The organism is Streptomyces genisteinicus, assembly GCF_014489615.1.
Lineage (GTDB): Bacteria > Actinomycetota > Actinomycetes > Streptomycetales > Streptomycetaceae > Streptomyces > Streptomyces genisteinicus.
The window spans coordinates 2,595,722-2,611,608 of record NZ_CP060825.1; the positions used below are offsets into that span (position 1 = coordinate 2,595,722).

Genomic DNA, 15,887 nt, shown 5'->3' on the forward strand with positions numbered 1-15,887 from the left:
GGAGGGACGAGATACGGCCACCGTCGAACGCCCCCGTTTCGACGGGCCGCAGCGAGGTACACGCCCCGACGGCGGTCGCGTGCGGCCGGTACGCCTCCGCCGCCGGGGACGGACGCGCCGCCGCGAGGGGCCGGCCGCCGCAGGACACAAACGGATATCGGTCGGCCGTCGCACACGCATACCCGCGAACGGCCCGGGTAGCCGCGCGCCCATGGCTCGAACACAAGAACCATCATCGATGAGCAGACGCGCCCTGCTGCTCGGGACGGCGGGCGCGAGCGCGTTCGCCGTCACCGCGGCGGCGGGCTGCAGCCGGGTGCCGTCGGGCGACGTGCTCGCCCGGCTGAAGACCCAGGGGACGGTGCGCCTGGGCATCGCCGGTGAGGTGCCGTACGGCTACGTGGACGAACAGGGGGAGTTCACGGGCGAGGCCCCGGAACTGGCCCGGGTGGTCTTCAAGCGCCTGGGCATCGACAGCGTCCAGCCGGTGGCCACCGACTTCGCCTCCCTCATACCCGGGCTCAACTCCCAGCAGTTCGACGTGGTGTCGGCCGGGATGTACATCAACAAGGACCGGTGCGCCCAGGTCATCTTCGCCGACCCCGAGTACCAGATGCTCGACTCCTTCATCGTGCGCAAGGGCAATCCCAAGAACCTGCGCAGCTACGAGGACGTGGTGAAGGCCAAGGCGAAGCTGGCCACCGGCACGGGCTACGCCGAGATCGACTACGCGATCGCCGCCGGCATCCCCGAGAAGGAGATCGTGATCCTCCAGGACCAGGTGGCCGGGCTGAACGCGGTCGAGTCCGGCCGGGTCGACGTCTTCGCCGGGACCGCGCTGACCGCCCGCGAGGTGGTCCGCAAGAGCACGCGGGCCGAGGCCACCGAGCCGTTCGCGGCGGTCGTCGACGGCAAGAAGCAGGTCGACGGCGGCGGGTTCGCCTTCCGCCCCACCGACACCGCCCTGCGCGACGCGTTCAACACCGAGATCCACAAGATGAAGAAGAGCGGCGAGTTGTTCCGGATCCTGAAGCCGTTCGGCTTCACGGAGTCCGAGATGACCACCCTGACCGCCGAGGAGCTGTGCAGGAAATGACAGCCGGACTCTGGCAGAACTGGGTGCTGCCCGGCATATGGATCACGGTCCAGCTGCTGGTCTACAGCGCCGCACTGGCCGCGGTCACCGCCTTCGCCGTCGGCATGGCCCGTACCCACCGCTCGCGCGCCGTCCGCTTCCTGGCCGGCCTCTACACGGAGATCTTCCGCGGCACCTCGGCCCTGGTGCTGATGTTCTGGCTCTTCTTCGTGGTGCCCCCGCTGATGGGCTGGCAGCTCGTCCCGATGTGGGCCGCCGTCCTCGCGCTCGGTCTCTCCTACGGCGCGTACGGCGCCGAGATCGTCCGCGGCGCCCTGAACTCGGTCGCCCGCTCGCAGCGTGAGTCGGGGATCGCGCTCAGCTTCTCGCCGTGGCAGCGGATGCGGCTGATCCTCCTCCCCCAGGCGGTGCCCGAGATGATGCCGCCGTTCTGCAACCTGCTGGTCGAGCTGCTGAAGGGCACGGCCCTGGTGTCGCTGCTCGGCGTCGGCGACGTCTCCTTCGCCGCCTATCTGGTGCGGCTCGCCACCCAGGAGAGCGCCCAGATCTACACGATCAGCCTGGTGATCTACTTCGTGCTCGCGATGGTGGTGACCCGGTCGATGAAGGCGCTGGAGCGCAGGACCAAGCGGAACATCGGCATCGAGCCGGAACCGGCGCTGCTGGGCGGCCTGTTCGCCCGCCGCTCCGCGTCCGCCGCCGGCACCGAGGTGGCGGGGGGTGCGTCGAAGTGACCTGGGACTGGTCCGCCGTGGCCGACTTCATGCCCCGCTTCTGGGACGGGGTGCTCGTCACCCTCCAGGTGCTCGTGCTGGGCTCGCTCATCTCGTTCTCGCTCGGCCTGGTGTGGGCCCTCGCCTTCCGGGCGCCGAGCCGCTTCGTGCGCTGGCCGGTGAACGTGTTCACGGAGTTCGTCCGCACCACCCCCCTCCTGGTGCAGCTGTTCTTCCTGTACTTCGTGCTCCCGGAGTGGGGCGTGCAGTTCTCCGCCCTGACCACGGGCACGATCGCGATCGGGCTGCACTACTCGACGTACACCGCGCAGGTCTACCGGGCCGGCATCGACGCGGTGCCGCGCGGCCAGTGGGAGGCGGCCAAGGCCCTGAGCCTGCCCGCCCACCGCACCTGGTCCGCCGTCATCCTGCCGCAGGCGATCCGCCGGATCACGCCCGCGCTCGGCAACTACGTGATCGCGATGCTGAAGGACACCCCGCTGCTCGCCGCGATCGGCGTGCTGGAGCTGCTGCAGCAGTCGCGGCTGGAGAGCGCGTCGACCTTCCAGTACACCGAGCCGCTCACCGTGATCGGCATCGCGTTCATCCTCATCGCCTATCCGGCTTCTCTGCTCGTCCGATCCCTGGAGCGCCGCCTTGTCCGCTGAAACGCCCCTCGACACGCCCACCGGTGCGACCGAGCCGCTGATCCGGTTCGACGACGTCACCAAGAGATTCGGGGACAACACGGTCCTGGACGACCTCTGCTTCTCCGTCCGGCCCGGCAAGCACGTGACGCTGATCGGCCCCTCCGGCTCCGGCAAGACGACGATCCTGCGTCTGCTGATGACGCTGGAGAAGCCCGACGAGGGCACCATCACCGTGGCCGGTAAGCGACTGTTCCCGGCGCAGGAGAAGGAGCGCCGCGAGGCGCGGAAGAAGATCGGCATGGTCTTCCAGCAGTTCAACCTCTTCCCCAACATGAGCGTGCTGCGCAACATCACCGAGGCCCCGGTGCGGGTGCTCGGCCGGCCGAAGGAGGAGGCCGAGGCGCGGGCAAAGGAGCTGCTGGAACTGGTCGGCCTCGGCGACCGGTGCGGGGCGCGGCCCTCGCAGCTCTCCGGCGGACAGCAGCAGCGGGTGGCCATCGCCCGGGCCCTGGCGATGGAGCCGCGGGTGCTGCTGCTCGACGAGGTGACCTCGGCGCTCGACCCCGAACTGGTGGCCGGGGTGCTGGATCTGCTGCGGGACATCGCGCGCACGACGGACATCACGATGGTGTGCGTGACCCATGAGATGAACTTCGCGCGGGACATCTCCGACGAGGTTCTGATGTTCGATTCCGGCAAGGTCATCGAGTCCGGTCCGCCGGAGAAAATCTTCTCGGATCCGGAGCAGGCGCGGACCCGCGAGTTCCTCGGCGCGGTGCTCTGACCACGCCTTCCCCGCACCATCGATGACAGGGGCATATGCCATGGTGATGCGCCCCAGCGCAGCCCGCTGGGGCGCCACATCATTTGCGCCAACACCCCATCCCCGGACGGCGCTTGGCGGCTATCGTGGTAGGGAAGCTTGCGGTCACAACCTGGTAGGGGGAAACCGTGGCGCTGAAGCCAGAGCCGACCGCGCCGTTCCACTCGGTGCAATACGTCCTGCGAGTCCTGGAGACGGTCTCCAAGCACGGTGGCGGAGTCACCGACGTCCAGATCGCACGCGAGACCGGGCTGCCCACCGGTCACCTCGCCCCGATGCTCGCCATGCTCCGCCGCGAGGGCTACGTGGAGCAGCTCTCCGACGGCGCCTACGCGATCGGCGACTCCCTGGTCCTCCTCGGGTCCGGCGTCACGCGCAAGGAGGCCCTGGAGGCCAAGCTGCAGGAGACCCTCACCGAGCTGCGCGACTCGGTGGGCGCCGCCGTCTACATCAGCCGTTACATCGACGGCGAGGTCAAGATCACCCAGTTCGCCGACGGGCCGCGCACTCCCAAGGTCAACGAGTGGGTGGACTTCCGCTCCGCCGCCCACGCCAGTGCGGTCGGCAAGTGCCTGCTCACCCAGCTCGACGTGAACGGCCGCCGCGACCACCTGTCGCGCCACAAGATCGCCCGGCTCACCTCGCGGACGATCACGAGCGAGCAGCTGCTCTTCTCCAAGCTGGACTCCCAGCCGCCGACGGTCCCCGTCCTGGACCTCCAGGAGTACGCGGTGGGCACGGTGTGCGCGGCCGTGCCGCTGACGGCGGGGTCGGCCGTGGGCTGCCTGGCCCTCTCCCTGCCGATCGAGCACGCCCACCGGCTGCGCCAAGCGGCGGACACCCTCAACCGCAGGGCGGCACCGGTGGTGCTCTCGCTGGCGATCTAGGGAGCCATGGGTCGTGCCCGGCCGGCGGCCGGTGCCGCCGGACAGACGCGGCCCTACCGCTTCCGGCGGGGCGTCACGCGGCTTTCGTCCCGGTCCGTCCCGGCCCGGGGCGGGTGGAGCGGGCCCGGTTCGCCGTGGTCGGCAGCACCCCGGCGGACCAGGTACTATTTACCCGTCGGCCGCCGAGCGGCCGGTGAGTCACGCGCCGCTAGCTCAGTTGGTTAGAGCAGCTGACTCTTAATCAGCGGGTCCGGGGTTCGAGTCCCTGGCGGCGCACAGTCGAAGCAGGCCCCTCGCGACAGCGAGGGGCCTGCTTCGTGTGCCGGGCCCGTCCGGACACGCGGGGGCGGCGGTCCACCCGCGTGGTCCGCGGACGGGTGCCCGTCGGCCCGTTCCCGTCAGCGGGGATGCGGCGGCGTCACGCCGCGGGCGCGCCGGCGGGGGCGACGCCGAACGCCTTCACGGCCTGGTAGTAGGTCCAGGCGGTGCCGTTGCAGGAGGTGCGGGTGGCGCCCGAGTACCCGGCGCAGACGCGCTTCAGGTCCTCGTAGAACGCCGAGTCCAGACGGGACTTGTGGGCGCTGAAGGTCCCGGCCGCCTTGTAGTTGCGGTAGCCGAAGTCGTGCCGTGCGCAGGACATCTGGAAGGGGAAGCCGAACGGGTTGTCGGGCGACGACGAGCAGTAGTCCGTCGACCAGTTGAACCCGTAGGCGCTCCAGGCTCCCTGGTTGGCACGGGCGGCCGCCCAGGCGTTGTAGCTGGACGCGCTGGTCTGCGTCCAGGAGCTCAGCACCTGGGGCTTGTCGGCGGGGGCTGCCTGGGCGCTGCCGGCGGTGAGGAGCGCGGCGGGGAGAGCGAGCGCGGCGGCGGCGAGGGGGAGGACCATTCGGTTGCGCATGCATAACCTCCGTGCGGTGCGGGGGATTTGGTACATGGCCCGTGGGGTCTTTCCACGGCGGGGTACAGCATGCCGACTCAACGCGCGTCCTGCACTGCTTTCGTCACGACGAAGGGATGAATCCGTCGCGAACAGCGGGGCCGCGGGGGCCTTTCCCGCGCCCCCTGACACCCCCTTGCGCCCCCTGCCCGGACGTACGGGTTCCGCCACGGGCTCCCCTGTCCGGACGTACGGGTTCCGCGGCGGGTCGACCTGTCCGGCCGGGGCGGCGCGCAGGTCAGCGGAGGTAGGTGAGGACGGCGAGCACCCGCCGGTGGGTGTCCTCGGCCGGCGGCAGGCCGAGCTTGGCGAGGATGTTGCCGATGTGCTTGCCCACCGCGGCCTCGGAGACCACGAGTTCACGGGCGATTGCCACGTTGGACCGGCCTTCCGCGACGAGTGCGAGGACCTCCCGCTCGCGCGGTGTCAGCGCGGCCAGCGGATCGCGCCGGCGCCGCAGCAGCTGCCGTACGACCTCCGGGTCCACGACCGTGCCGCCGCCGGCCACCCGGGCCAGCGCCGCGACGAACTCCTCGACCTGGCCCACCCGGTCCTTGAGCAGGTACCCCACGCCCGTGCCGTCGCCGCTGTCCAGCAGTTCGGCGGCGTACTCCCGCTGGACGTACTGGCTGAGCACCAGCACCGGCAGGAGGGGACGTTCGGCGCGCAGGGCGATCGCCGCGCGCAGCCCCTCGTCCTGGAAGGCCGGCGGCATGCGCACGTCGGTGACGACGATGTCCGGCTCGTGCGCGGCGACCGCCTCCCGCAGGGCGGTGGCGTCCCCGACGGCCGCGACCACCTCGTGGCCGAACCGTCCGAGCAGGGCGGTCAGCCCCTCGCGCAGCAGTACGCCGTCCTCGGCCAGGACCACCCTCAGTGCGCTCGGCACGGTATCTCCACCCTCAGCAGCGTCGGCCCGCCTGCCGGGCTGTCGACGGTCAGTGTGCCACCGAGGACGGCGAGCCGGTCGGCGAGCCCCGTGAGCCCCGAGCCGGCGCGGGCGTCGGCGCCGCCCCGTCCGTCGTCGTGCACCTCGACGGCGAGCAGGGCGCCGCGGTGGCGGGCGGTGAGGCGTATGCGGCGGGCGGCGGCGTGCCGGGCGGCGTTGGTCAGCGCCTCGCGGACGGCGAAGTAGGCGGCGCTCTCCACGGGGGCGTCGAGGCGCGGCAGGTCGACGTCCGTGTCGACGGGGACGGCCGAGCGGTCGGCGGCGTCGTCGAGCGCGGCGGCGAGGCCGTGGTCGGCGAGGACCTGGGGATGGATGCCGTGGATGAGCTCCCGCAGTTCGGCGAGGACCCGGCCGGTCTCCTCGTGGGCGGCGGCGATCCGGTCCGCGAGCGGCCCCTCCGGGGCGTCGAGCCGGGCGAGGCCGAGGGTCATGGTGAGGGCGACCAGCCGCTGCTGCGCACCGTCGTGGAGGTCGCGCTCGATCCGGCGGCGTTCGGCCTCGAAGGCGGCGACCAGCCGGGCCCGGGAGCGGGTCACCTCCCCCAGCCGCTCCCGGAGTTCGCTCTCGCGCGGGGCGAGCAGCAGCCGGGTGAGCTGGGCGCGGGCCCCGGCGAGCGCGGCCAGCGGGTACAGCAGCAGGAGCAGCAGGGCCAGTCCGGCGGCCGCGGCGGCGAGGGCCCCGGGCCAGGTGGTGACGAGGACGGTCTTGACCACGCGCGCCTCCTGCCCGTCGAGGGCGAGCTGCACGGGCGTGGCGGCGGCCGCCAGGGGCAGCCCGACGGCCGCGGCGACGGCGAGCACGTCGAGGGGCCAGAGCACGAGCGCGTACAGCAGTCCGTACGCGAACTCCCGCCAGGTGGCCGGCTCGGTGAGGCGCAGCCGCAGCCAGGCGCCGAGGCCGGGCTCGGCGGGCGTGCGGTGGGGTCCGGGGGCGGGCTCGGGGTCGACGAGGCGCAGCCTGCGGCGTTCGACGGCGGCGAGTCCGGTGCCGGCGAGCACCAGCAGGGGAAGGCCGACGAGGAGCAGCGAGAAGCCGGCGAGCACGAGCAGGCCGGTGAGGGCGAGGGCACCGGTCGCGGCGCTGCTCGCCAGGTATCCGGCGGCCCGCCAGGGCCACGCGGACAGCAGGAAGTCGCGCCTGGTCAGCGCCTGCCAGAGGGTGTTCGCCCGGTCCATGGCGCACACGCTATGCGGCGCCCGCGGGCCCGGGCGATGGGCCCTGTGGGTGCCGCGGGGGTAGGGCAGGCCCTACCCCCGCGGTGCAGCGCCTCCGGGGCCCGTCGGTGTTGCCCGGGAGGCACTGTGCTGTGTGCTGCGGCGTCCGGCCGGGGATCAGAACTGGACGTCGGAGCAGGCGTAGAACGCGTTGGCCGTGTCGTGCACGGTCCAGACCGCCAGGATCAGGTGGCGGCCCGACTTCGCCGGCAGGTTGCCGGAGTGGGACAGGGTGGCCGGCGGCTGCTGACCGCCGTAGGGGATGGTCAGGAACGGCTGCGGGTCCAGGTCGGCCCGGGTGAGCGGGTTGCTCGGGTTCCAGCCGTTCTTGGTGATGTAGTACTTGAAGTCGGTGGTGCGGTGGCGCGCGGTGAACTGCCAGCGGAACGAGTAGCTCTGGCCCGAGTTCACCTTGGTGGTGGGCCAGGCGCCGCCCCGCGGATTGTCCAGCTGGGCGAACTGGCCGTTGCCGCCGGCGCAGATCTGGCCGTTGGCCGGTCCGGCCGCCGGGAAGCCCTTGGGGCCCTCGACGCTCTGCGGCTCCCACTGGATGTTGCCGCAGTTGGTGACCGTTCCGTTGGCACAGAGCTTCTGGCGGCTGATGGGTGAGTCGGTGTATCCGTGGCTGCTCGCGCTGCCGGTGGCGAGCAGCGTGGTGCCCGCCACTGCGAGGCCGACGACGGCCGCGCCTATCTTCTTTCGCATGCTTGGCTCCAGGGAGGACGTGGGGGTTCCTGATCGTGCTGCACGCGTGCGGTAGTACTGCTTCCGGTCTAGACCAAGTTCCAATGTATTGACGGAACTTGAACATGTCCAGACCAATCACTGACCCTCTGCGGAACCCGCCCGCCCGGCGGAGAGGGCGATCGTGAGGTCCTTCACCAGTGCTTTGCGCTCGTAGTCGTCCGCGTCGACGAGCCCCCGCTCGGTCAGCCGGGCGACGGTCTCGTCGACCGTGTCGACGACCGCCGTGAGCACGGAGTCCCGGTGCCGGGCGTCGATGGCCGCGACCTTCCTGCGCTGCATCGCGCCGGCCACCTCGGGCGCGTAGTCGACCACCGTCGGCTGGGCCGTGAAGATCTCGATCCCGGCGGGAGCGCACTGGGCCGCCAGCGTCTTCGTCAGGCGGTCCCCCACGTCACCGGCGTCGCGCAGTGTCGGGACGGCCTCGCCGAAGCCGTCGGCCGGCAGCCGGGAGAACACCCGCGCGGCCGCCGCCTCCACCTGCTCGGCCAGGTACGTCTCGTGGTTCGCCACGGCCAGCGCGGCCCGCGCGGTGTCCTCCACCCGCCACACGACGAGCACGGTCACCCGCAGCGGCGTGCCCTCGGCGTCGTGCACCGGCATCGCCTCGCTCCGCCAGTGCCGCAGCCGGACCTCGATCCGCTGCCGCAGCACGAGCGGGCTGACCCAGACGAGACCCGTGCGCCGGACGCTCCCCCGGTAGTCGCCGCAGAGCGTGAGCACCCAGGCGTGGCCGACCCGCCCGAGCCCCAGGCCGCCGAGCCCGAACAGCGCCAGCAGCACGCCGAGGGCCAGCAGGCACCAGACCCCGATGCCGATGCCCTGGTACGGCGGCGGGGTCACGCCGAGCACCCGGCCCACGATCCCGGGCACCGCGCCCGACCCCCACAGCAGCGCCCCGACGCCGGCGAGCGAGCAGCCCCCCGCGACGAGCCCCGTCCAGCCGGGCAGCACCGGGCCCGGGCGTTCGGCGATCCTGGGGTCGACGGGCGGCGCCGGGAGCTCCGGCCCCGCGGCGGGCGACGTGCCGCGGCCGGTGACCCTGGGCTGCTCCCCGGTTCCCTGCCGCCGGGAGATCACGGCGGGCCGCAGCCCCGTCGGCAGCGCCTGCGGACCGGAGTCGTCCCGGAAGAGGAGGTGGACCGGGATCTCCGTGGTCGTCTCGCTCGCGATGACCATCTGGCGCCGCGGGGGGTCGGACGGGACGCCGCCCTCCGGCTCCGACGTCGTGGTGTTCATGGCACCTCGGCTTTCGTTCGGTTGCTCGGTGGCTGTCGGGGAGAGGGCCGGCCCGCTCGTGCGGGACCGGCCCTCCCGCCACGGGGTCGGCCGCCCGCCACGGGTGCGGCACGGCCGGTGGCGCGCGGGCGCCGCGCCTGCGCGCGGCGCCCGGTCGGGTCAGCGGGCGGCGAAGAGCCGCCGCCAGGTGTGGGGTCCGGGGTAGCCGTCCGCCTCGGCGCCCCGCCAGCCCTGCGCCCGCTGGAAGTCCTGGACGTTGCGCCGGTCCGCCTCGCTCCAGCGGGGCGACGGCCCGGTGGCGTAGTGCCTGCCGAAACCGCGCTTGACGAGCTGCTGCCCGAGGCGGGTGACGTGCGCGTTGTCCGCCCCCGGACGGAAGTGGCCGGGGCCGGGGAACGCGGGCGGCTGGGCCGTGGAGCCGCCGGTCACCGCCGCGGGGATGTCCCGTCCGGTCTTCCCGGTCAGCAGCCGCCAGGTGTGGGGACCGGGCCGGCCGTCCGCCTCGGCGCCCCGCCAGCCCTGGGCGAGCTGGAACGCCTGGGTGGCACGCCGGTCGGCATCCGTCCAGCGGGGCCCGGGGCCCTCCCGGTAGAAGCGGCGGCCGCCGCGCTCGACGAGCATCTGCCCGAGCCGGGTGACGTGCGCGTTGTTCGCCCCCGGCCCGAAGGACGCCGCCCCCGGGAAGCCGCCGGACGCGCTCGTGCCGCCCCCGGCCACGGTGCCGAGCCCCTTGTAGCGGTAGGCGGCGTAGGAGGCGGAGTTGTTCCAGTACGCCATGGGCGTGGACTGCTTGCGGGTGCGCGGCTTCGTCTGCTCGTACGCCACGTAGTGGGAGCGGGTGTAGTCGGTCCAGCCGCCGAAGATCGTGACGTGGGAGCCCGACGTCGGATCGGCCGGGTTGTGGAAGAGCAGGATGTCGCCGGGCTGGAGGTCCTCGCGCGCGATCCGGTCCGCGAACTGGGCGAGGGTGCCGGTCCACTCGTTGCCCGGCAGGTCCCATGCCATGGAGACGTAGCCGGAGCAGTCCTGCCGGTAGCCGTCGCTCCAGTACTTCGTCATGCTGTACGGCACCTTGGCGGCGACCCACGTCTTGGCCCGGTTGATGATCTCCGTCCGGGTGGTGCTGCGCAGCGGGGCGCCCGCGGCCGGCTTCCCCGCGGGGCCGTGCAGCGGTCCGGTCCTGCCCTGTTCGGTCGGCGGCTCGGGATCCGCGGCGGGGAGCTGCGCCCGGACGGCGCCGGACGGCGGGGCGACGGCCGTGGCCGCTCCCCCGCCGCCGATCACCGCGCCCGCCGCGGTGACCGCGACGAGGGCGCGGCGGCAGCCGCGGGCGGAGGGATGGGCTCCGGCGGCCAGCGTGCGGCGCCGGGCCGCGCATCCGGTGCAGTCGCAGTCGCCGTCGGGCTCGTACTCCTCGAAGACCGGCAGGGCCATACGCGTCGCCTCCCCATTCGCAGTCGGCAAGCCGTTCACGCTCGACAAGATCTTCTGACGGTGTCTCACGAACGCAGTGTCCCCATCGCATGGACAAAACGCATTTTGACGGATGAAAAGTTAAATACAACGATCCGACCGGTCCGGGCGCGGCGGCCACGGCCCCGAGAGGTGCGCGGAGCACCCCTCGGGATCCGGTAGAGTTCTCCAGGTCAGCAGGCGCCGCTAGCTCAGTTGGTTAGAGCAGCTGACTCTTAATCAGCGGGTCCGGGGTTCGAGTCCCTGGCGGCGCACGCACAGAGCGAGGCCCCCTCATTCCGATGAGGGGGCCTCGCTCGTCGTGGGGTGGCTCCGGGGGCCGCCGACTGGGGGCGGGGCGGGGCGCGTCGGTCCGGTCGCGCCGCGTCAGCCGGTGCGGGCGCCGGTGCCGGTGAGGTACGCGGAGACCACCACGTTCGCCGTGTAGCTTCCGCTCGCCCGGTCGAACGCACCGCCGCAGGTGATCAGCCGCAGCTCGGCGCGCCCGGCCTCGCGGGGGCCGTAGACCAGGCGGGCGTCGAAGCGGGCGCGGTCGAAGACCCGCACGTCGTCGACGGTGAACACGGTCACGCGGCCGTCCTCGCCCGTCACCTCGATCCGCTCCCCCGGCCGCACGGTGCTCAGGTCGTAGAAGACCGCCGGGCGGGTGTCGGTGTCGACGTGGCCGACGAACAGCGCCGCCCCCGGCTCCCCCGGCAGCGCCCCCGCGCCGTACCAGCCGACCCGGTCCGCAGCCGTCCAGGACGGCGGGTCGACCGCACCGCGCGCGTCGAGGCCGCGCACCACGACGGGTGCGGAGATCCCGAGGGCCGGCACCGCGAGCCGCTGCGGCCGGGACGCGGTCAGCGGCGGATGGGCGACGGGCATCGGCACGCCCGGAGGGCGGCCCACGGCCGCCATGTCACCGGTGGTGGGCGCCGACATGCCGGCCGCGCCACCGGGAGCGCCCCCGCCCCACAGCCAGAGCACGAGCACCAGGAACGCCCAGAGCACGCCGACGACGGCACGGCCCGCGCCGCGTACGGTCACCCCGGTCCGGACGTCGGCCATCTCAGTCGGACCTCGTCCTGCCGCGGCGGCGGGCTCCGCGGACGGCGAAGACCACCGCCGCGACACCGGCGAGCACCAGCCCGGCCACGGCCTGGCGCGCGCTCGGGCCCGCGTCCTCGGGGTCCACGGCCGCGACCGGGGCGGCGATGGCGACGGCTCCGCCACCGCCCGCGCGCACCGGCGCGACCGGCGAGGCGTGCGCCCGGACCGCCGGTTCGGCGGCGACGGGGCGCACGTTCCCCGGACGGACGGTCAGCTCCGCGGTGGCCGCGGGGCGTCCGTCACAGCTCAGGCGGACGGTGAAGACGCCGGGCCGGGCATCCGGCCTGACGTGCGCCGTACCGGCCGCGCCCGCCGCCCGGGGCGCGAGGCGGACGTCCGCGGCGAAGGCGTCCGACCGGGCGACGGCCGTGCCGCCGGGGCAGCCGTCCGCGGCGATCCGGACGTCGTCGCCCGCGGCGGCCGCGGAGGGCGTCAGCCGGACCGCCCCGCCGCCGTCGTCGGCGGCGGCGCCCGCGGCGGGCCCCAGCACGAGTACGGCGACCAGCCCTGCGGTACGCAGAGCGAGGGACCTTGCACACATCGTGAACCTCCTGTTACCGAGGTTCACGCGTCCGGGCCGTTTCCGCATCCGCAGCACCGGTGCGCCGCGCCGGCCTGCGGGAACACCCGGCCGCGCGCCGGCCCGGCGCCCCGCGCGGTCGTACCACGTGGTCGTGCCGGGCAGGGCCGGGCCGGGTGCGGGGCCGGGTGCCGGACCCGGACCGGGTGCGGGTCCTCAGATGCGGTCGACGAGGTCCGCGATCGAATCCACGACCTTCGACGGCCGGAAGGGGTAGCGGTCGACCTGCGCGGGTGTCGTGGAGCCGGTCAGCACCAGGAAGGTCTGCATCCCGGCCTCCAGTCCCGCGAGGACGTCCGTGTCCATCCGGTCGCCGATCATGGCGCTGGTCTCGGAGTGGGCGCCGATGGTGTTCAGGCCGGTCCGCATCATCAGCGGGTTGGGCTTGCCCGCGAAGTACGGGTCCTTGCCCGTCGCCTTGGTGATCAGGGCGGCCACCGAACCGGTCGCCGGCAGCGGGCCCTCGGTGGAGGGGCCGGTGTTGTCGGGGTTGGTGCAGATGAACCGGGCGCCGTCGTTGATCAGCCGGATCGCCTTGGTCAGCGACTCGAAGCTGTAGGTGCGGGTCTCACCGAGGACGACGTAGTCCGGCTCGTGGTCGGTGAGCACGTAACCGATGTCGTGCAGCGCCGTCGTCAGACCCGCCTCGCCGATGACGTACGCCGTGCCCCCGGGGCGCTGGTCGTCGAGGAACTGGGCGGTGGCCAGCGCGGAGGTCCAGATGTTCTCCACCGGGACGTCCAGGCCCATCCGCCGCAGGCGGGCGTGCAGGTCGCGGGCGGTGTAGATGGAGTTGTTCGTCAGGACGAGGAACGGTTTGCCGGTCTCCCGCAGCTTCCTGATGAAGGCGTCCGCGCCGGGGATCGGTACGCCCTCGTGGATGAGGACGCCGTCCATGTCGGTCAGCCAGGATTCGATCGGCTTGCGCTCTGCCATTGGGGCGGACTCCTGCCGTGCATGTGTGCGTGCGTGCTGGGGCGCCGCGACTGCGCTGTGGCGACGGCCCCAGCGTAGTCAGGAAGTACCGATCCCGACCCCGTCGTTCACCTGCTGATCCACTGCCCCGGCGGGGCCCGGTCACGCGCGGTCCGGCGGCCCGGGACCTCGGTCCGTCCGCCGCGGACCGGGGGCCCGCTCAGCGGCGGCGGAGGCGGGAGCGGCGGACGAGGAGGACGGCGATGCCGGCGCCCGCCGCGACGACGGAGGCGGCGGAGGCGATGCGGACCGCGGTCCCGGCGCCGGTGGAGGCGAGCTGGTCGGGCTCGTACGGCAGCGGGGACGCCGGCCGCCGCGAGGCGCCCGGGGACTCGGTGGTGCCGGGCGCCGTCGCCGTGCCGGACGGCTCGGCGGCCCCGGTCGGCCGGGCGGGACCGTCCGTCTCGCGGGGCTCCGGCGACGGCGCGCCGGTCACCCTGAGGTGCCAGTCGCCGGACTCACCGACCCAGTCCCCGTCGTCGCCCTTGCGCTGGACGACGGCGGTGCTGACCGTGACGTCGCCCGGCGCGGTGCCCGCGGCGAACGACAGCCGGGCCTGGACGGTGACCGTGCGGCCGGCCGGGACGACGAAGCCCTGGAACCCGTCGTCGACCGCACCGACCAGCTCGTCCTCGCCGGTCCTCTCCAGCCCGACCGGGCGCCACCGCCCCGCGTCCGCGTCGTGGAACTCGACGGCGACCCGGGCGGCGTCGAGCGTCCCGTCCCGGTCGGTGAGCACGACGACCGGGTGGATGTGGTGGCACAGCTCCGGGGTGCCGTTGGTGAGGTCGAGCCGCCAGCCCTGGAAGCCCGATCCGGGGCGCACGGTCGCGGGCCCGCCGTGGATGCGGGTCCGGATGGGGAACTCGGGGTCCGACTCCTTGCCGCAGGTCGGCTGCTGGTCCGCCGGCCGGGACACCCCCCGGTCGCCGGAGCCCTGGCGGTCCACCGGCCGGTCGTCGTCGGCGGCGGTGGCGGGGAGCGTCAGCATCCCCGCCGTCACCATCGCGGTCATCGTCGCGGTCGTCATCGCGGTCGTCATCGTGGTGGTCGCCGTGCCGGCGGTGCGGGCGAGGGCGTTGCGCAGTCGCATGGGTGGCCTTTGCTTGCTCTCGTGCTGCCGGGCCACCCGGACCGTGGCCCCCGGGACCCTGCCATGCTTGCCCCGCCGGGCCGCCGGCGGCCGGTGCGGTACCGCCGAACAGCGGCTCGACGACGCTCCTCCCGGCGTATTTTCACCCTGCCGGGTCGGCGGCGGGCGCTGCCGGGGCCCGGCCGAACACCGGCGCGAGCACCAGTTGCGCCGCCCCCTCGGCGACCGTGTGCGCACCCGGCACGGACGTCACCAGCACCGGCCCGCGGCGCGCGACCACCTCGGCGGCCCCGCGCACGAACTCCTCCCCGGCCGCCTCCACGACCCGCCCACCGAGCATCACCCGGTCGATGTCCAGGAGGGCGACGAGGTTCCCGGCGGCCGTGCCCAGCACCCGGGCCGCCTCGGCGGTGTCGCCCCGGGCGACGGCCGCGAGGCACAGCGCCTCGACGCAGCCGCGCTCGCCGCAGTCGCAGACCGGGCCGTCGAGCCGCAGCACCTGGTGGCCGAACTCCCCCGCCCCGGTGCGCGCGCCCCGGTGCAGCGCGCCGCCGAGCACCAGCCCGGCGCCGAGCCCGGTGCCGAGGTGGAGGTAGGCGAACGACTCGCCGGAGCCGCGCAGGGCGAGGCCGAGGGCGGCGGCGTTGGTGTCCTTGTCGAGCACGACGGGCAGCCCGAGGCGGTCGGCGAGGGTGTCCCGCAGCGGGTAGCCGTCCCAGTGCGGGTGCCCGGTGACCCGCTGCGGGACGCCGCGCGCGTGGTCCAGCGGCCCGGGCATCGCGACCCCGACCCCGAGCACCCTCGGCCACGGGCGCGGGCCGGGGGCGGAGGTGGCGGCGGCGGACCCGGGAGTTCCGGGGGCTGCGGACCCGGGGGCGGACTCCGCGCCGGGGCGGGCGGATGCCGCCCCCGCGTCCGCCGCGCGCCCGGCCGGGCCGGCCGGTTCCGGCTCCGGCCCGCCGGACGGCCGGGTCCCCGGGGCGCCGTCGTCCTCCGGCGGCCCCGCCCCGTGCGGAACCGCACGGGCGAGAAGCGCCTCGACCCGGGCGGCGGCCGCCGCCACGACCTCCTCGGCCGGGGCGCCGAGGTCGAGGGGCGCCCGGTGCGCGGCGACTCGGGTGCCGGCCAGGTCCAGGAGGACGGCCGTCAGCTCGTCGCGGTCCAGGTGGAGCCCCACCGCGTACCCGGCCGAGGGGACCAGCCGCAGCACGGTGCGCGGCTTGCCGCCGGTGGAGGCGCGCCGTCCCGCCTCGGCGGCCATGCCCTCGGCCCGCAGCCGGCCCACGATCTTGCTGACGGCCTGCGGGGTCAGCCCCGTGCCCTCGGCCAGCTCGATGCGGCTGATGCCGGCCGCTCCCGCACCGCGCAGCAGGTCCAGCACGAGCGCCGCGTTGTGGCTGCGCAGCGCGGGCAGGTTGACCC

At 74.0% G+C, this 15,887-nt stretch carries 16 protein-coding genes and 2 tRNA genes; 7 read left to right on the plus strand and 11 right to left on the minus strand.

The annotated features are described in order from the left end of the window. Positions 1 to 238 precede the first annotated feature (238 nt). The 6 genes from ehuB to IAG43_RS11325 all read left to right on the plus strand — a co-directional run bounded on the left by ehuB (position 239) and on the right by IAG43_RS11325 (position 4,445). Entirely contained in the window at positions 239 to 1,096 is an 858-nt protein-coding gene (gene ehuB, locus IAG43_RS11300; protein WP_246574257.1) for an ectoine/hydroxyectoine ABC transporter substrate-binding protein EhuB, read from the plus strand. Then, complete coding sequence (gene ehuC, locus IAG43_RS11305; protein ID WP_187740620.1) at positions 1,093 to 1,830, plus strand: ectoine/hydroxyectoine ABC transporter permease subunit EhuC; 738 nt, start codon at positions 1,093 to 1,095, stop codon at positions 1,828 to 1,830. Before ehuB ends, ehuC begins: the two co-directional genes overlap by 4 nt. Further along, a complete protein-coding gene (ehuD, locus tag IAG43_RS11310) occupies positions 1,827 to 2,477 on the plus strand; it encodes an ectoine/hydroxyectoine ABC transporter permease subunit EhuD (protein WP_187740621.1) in 651 nt (216 codons plus the stop codon). The genes ehuC and ehuD overlap by 4 nt, the downstream gene beginning before the upstream one ends. Beyond that, a complete protein-coding gene (locus IAG43_RS11315) occupies positions 2,467 to 3,243 on the plus strand; it encodes an amino acid ABC transporter ATP-binding protein (protein ID WP_187740622.1) in 777 nt (258 codons plus the stop codon). Before ehuD ends, IAG43_RS11315 begins: the two co-directional genes overlap by 11 nt. Positions 3,244 to 3,410: 167 nt before the next feature. Continuing rightward, on the plus strand, positions 3,411 to 4,169 hold the full coding sequence (locus IAG43_RS11320; RefSeq protein ID WP_187740623.1) for an IclR family transcriptional regulator: 759 nt from the start codon (positions 3,411 to 3,413) through the stop codon (positions 4,167 to 4,169). Between the two features lie 202 nt (positions 4,170 to 4,371). After that, a tRNA-Lys gene (locus IAG43_RS11325) sits at positions 4,372 to 4,445 on the plus strand. 142 nt (positions 4,446 to 4,587) lie between these two features. Here the strand turns inward: IAG43_RS11325 and IAG43_RS11330 are convergent. From IAG43_RS11330 to IAG43_RS11355, 6 genes are all read right to left on the minus strand, one after another. After that, positions 4,588 to 5,067, minus strand: a complete 480-nt coding sequence (locus IAG43_RS11330; RefSeq protein WP_187740624.1) for a phospholipase — start codon at positions 5,065 to 5,067, stop codon at positions 4,588 to 4,590. Positions 5,068 to 5,344: 277 nt separating this feature from the next. After that, complete coding sequence (locus tag IAG43_RS11335; protein ID WP_187740625.1) at positions 5,345 to 5,995, minus strand: response regulator; 651 nt, start codon at positions 5,993 to 5,995, stop codon at positions 5,345 to 5,347. Next, complete coding sequence (locus IAG43_RS11340; RefSeq protein WP_187740626.1) at positions 5,980 to 7,230, minus strand: sensor histidine kinase; 1,251 nt, start codon at positions 7,228 to 7,230, stop codon at positions 5,980 to 5,982. The genes IAG43_RS11335 and IAG43_RS11340 overlap by 16 nt, the downstream gene beginning before the upstream one ends. A gap of 156 nt (positions 7,231 to 7,386) precedes the next feature. Beyond that, positions 7,387 to 7,974: a lytic polysaccharide monooxygenase auxiliary activity family 9 protein gene (locus IAG43_RS11345; RefSeq protein ID WP_187740627.1), complete on the minus strand. Its 588-nt coding sequence runs from the start codon at positions 7,972 to 7,974 to the stop codon at positions 7,387 to 7,389. A gap of 117 nt (positions 7,975 to 8,091) precedes the next feature. Further along, complete coding sequence (locus IAG43_RS11350) at positions 8,092 to 9,252, minus strand: SPFH domain-containing protein (RefSeq protein WP_187740628.1); 1,161 nt, start codon at positions 9,250 to 9,252, stop codon at positions 8,092 to 8,094. Between the two features lie 159 nt (positions 9,253 to 9,411). After that, the gene (locus IAG43_RS11355; RefSeq protein WP_187740629.1) at positions 9,412 to 10,686 is read right to left on the minus strand and encodes a peptidoglycan-binding protein; all 1,275 of its coding nucleotides are present in this window, start codon (positions 10,684 to 10,686) and stop codon (positions 9,412 to 9,414) included. A gap of 219 nt (positions 10,687 to 10,905) precedes the next feature. Between IAG43_RS11355 and IAG43_RS11360 the strand changes: the two genes are divergently transcribed. Continuing rightward, a tRNA-Lys gene (locus IAG43_RS11360) sits at positions 10,906 to 10,979 on the plus strand. Between the two features lie 112 nt (positions 10,980 to 11,091). Here IAG43_RS11360 and IAG43_RS11365 read toward each other — a convergent pair. The 5 genes from IAG43_RS11365 to IAG43_RS11385 form a co-directional block, all read right to left on the minus strand. Then, entirely contained in the window at positions 11,092 to 11,775 is a 684-nt protein-coding gene (locus IAG43_RS11365; RefSeq protein WP_187740630.1) for a class F sortase, read from the minus strand. A gap of 1 nt (position 11,776) precedes the next feature. Further along, on the minus strand, positions 11,777 to 12,358 hold the full coding sequence (locus IAG43_RS11370) for a hypothetical protein (protein WP_246574258.1): 582 nt from the start codon (positions 12,356 to 12,358) through the stop codon (positions 11,777 to 11,779). Between the two features lie 195 nt (positions 12,359 to 12,553). Continuing rightward, positions 12,554 to 13,333 carry an HAD-IIA family hydrolase gene (locus IAG43_RS11375; RefSeq protein ID WP_187740631.1) on the minus strand — a complete coding sequence of 260 codons (780 nt, stop codon included), beginning with the start codon at positions 13,331 to 13,333 and terminating at the stop codon, positions 12,554 to 12,556. A gap of 199 nt (positions 13,334 to 13,532) precedes the next feature. After that, a complete protein-coding gene (locus tag IAG43_RS11380; protein WP_187740632.1) occupies positions 13,533 to 14,465 on the minus strand; it encodes a hypothetical protein in 933 nt (310 codons plus the stop codon). Positions 14,466 to 14,607: 142 nt separating this feature from the next. Beyond that, the gene (locus IAG43_RS11385) at positions 14,608 to 15,879 is read right to left on the minus strand and encodes an ROK family transcriptional regulator (RefSeq protein WP_343075699.1); all 1,272 of its coding nucleotides are present in this window, start codon (positions 15,877 to 15,879) and stop codon (positions 14,608 to 14,610) included. Between the last annotated feature and the right edge of the window lie 8 nt (positions 15,880 to 15,887).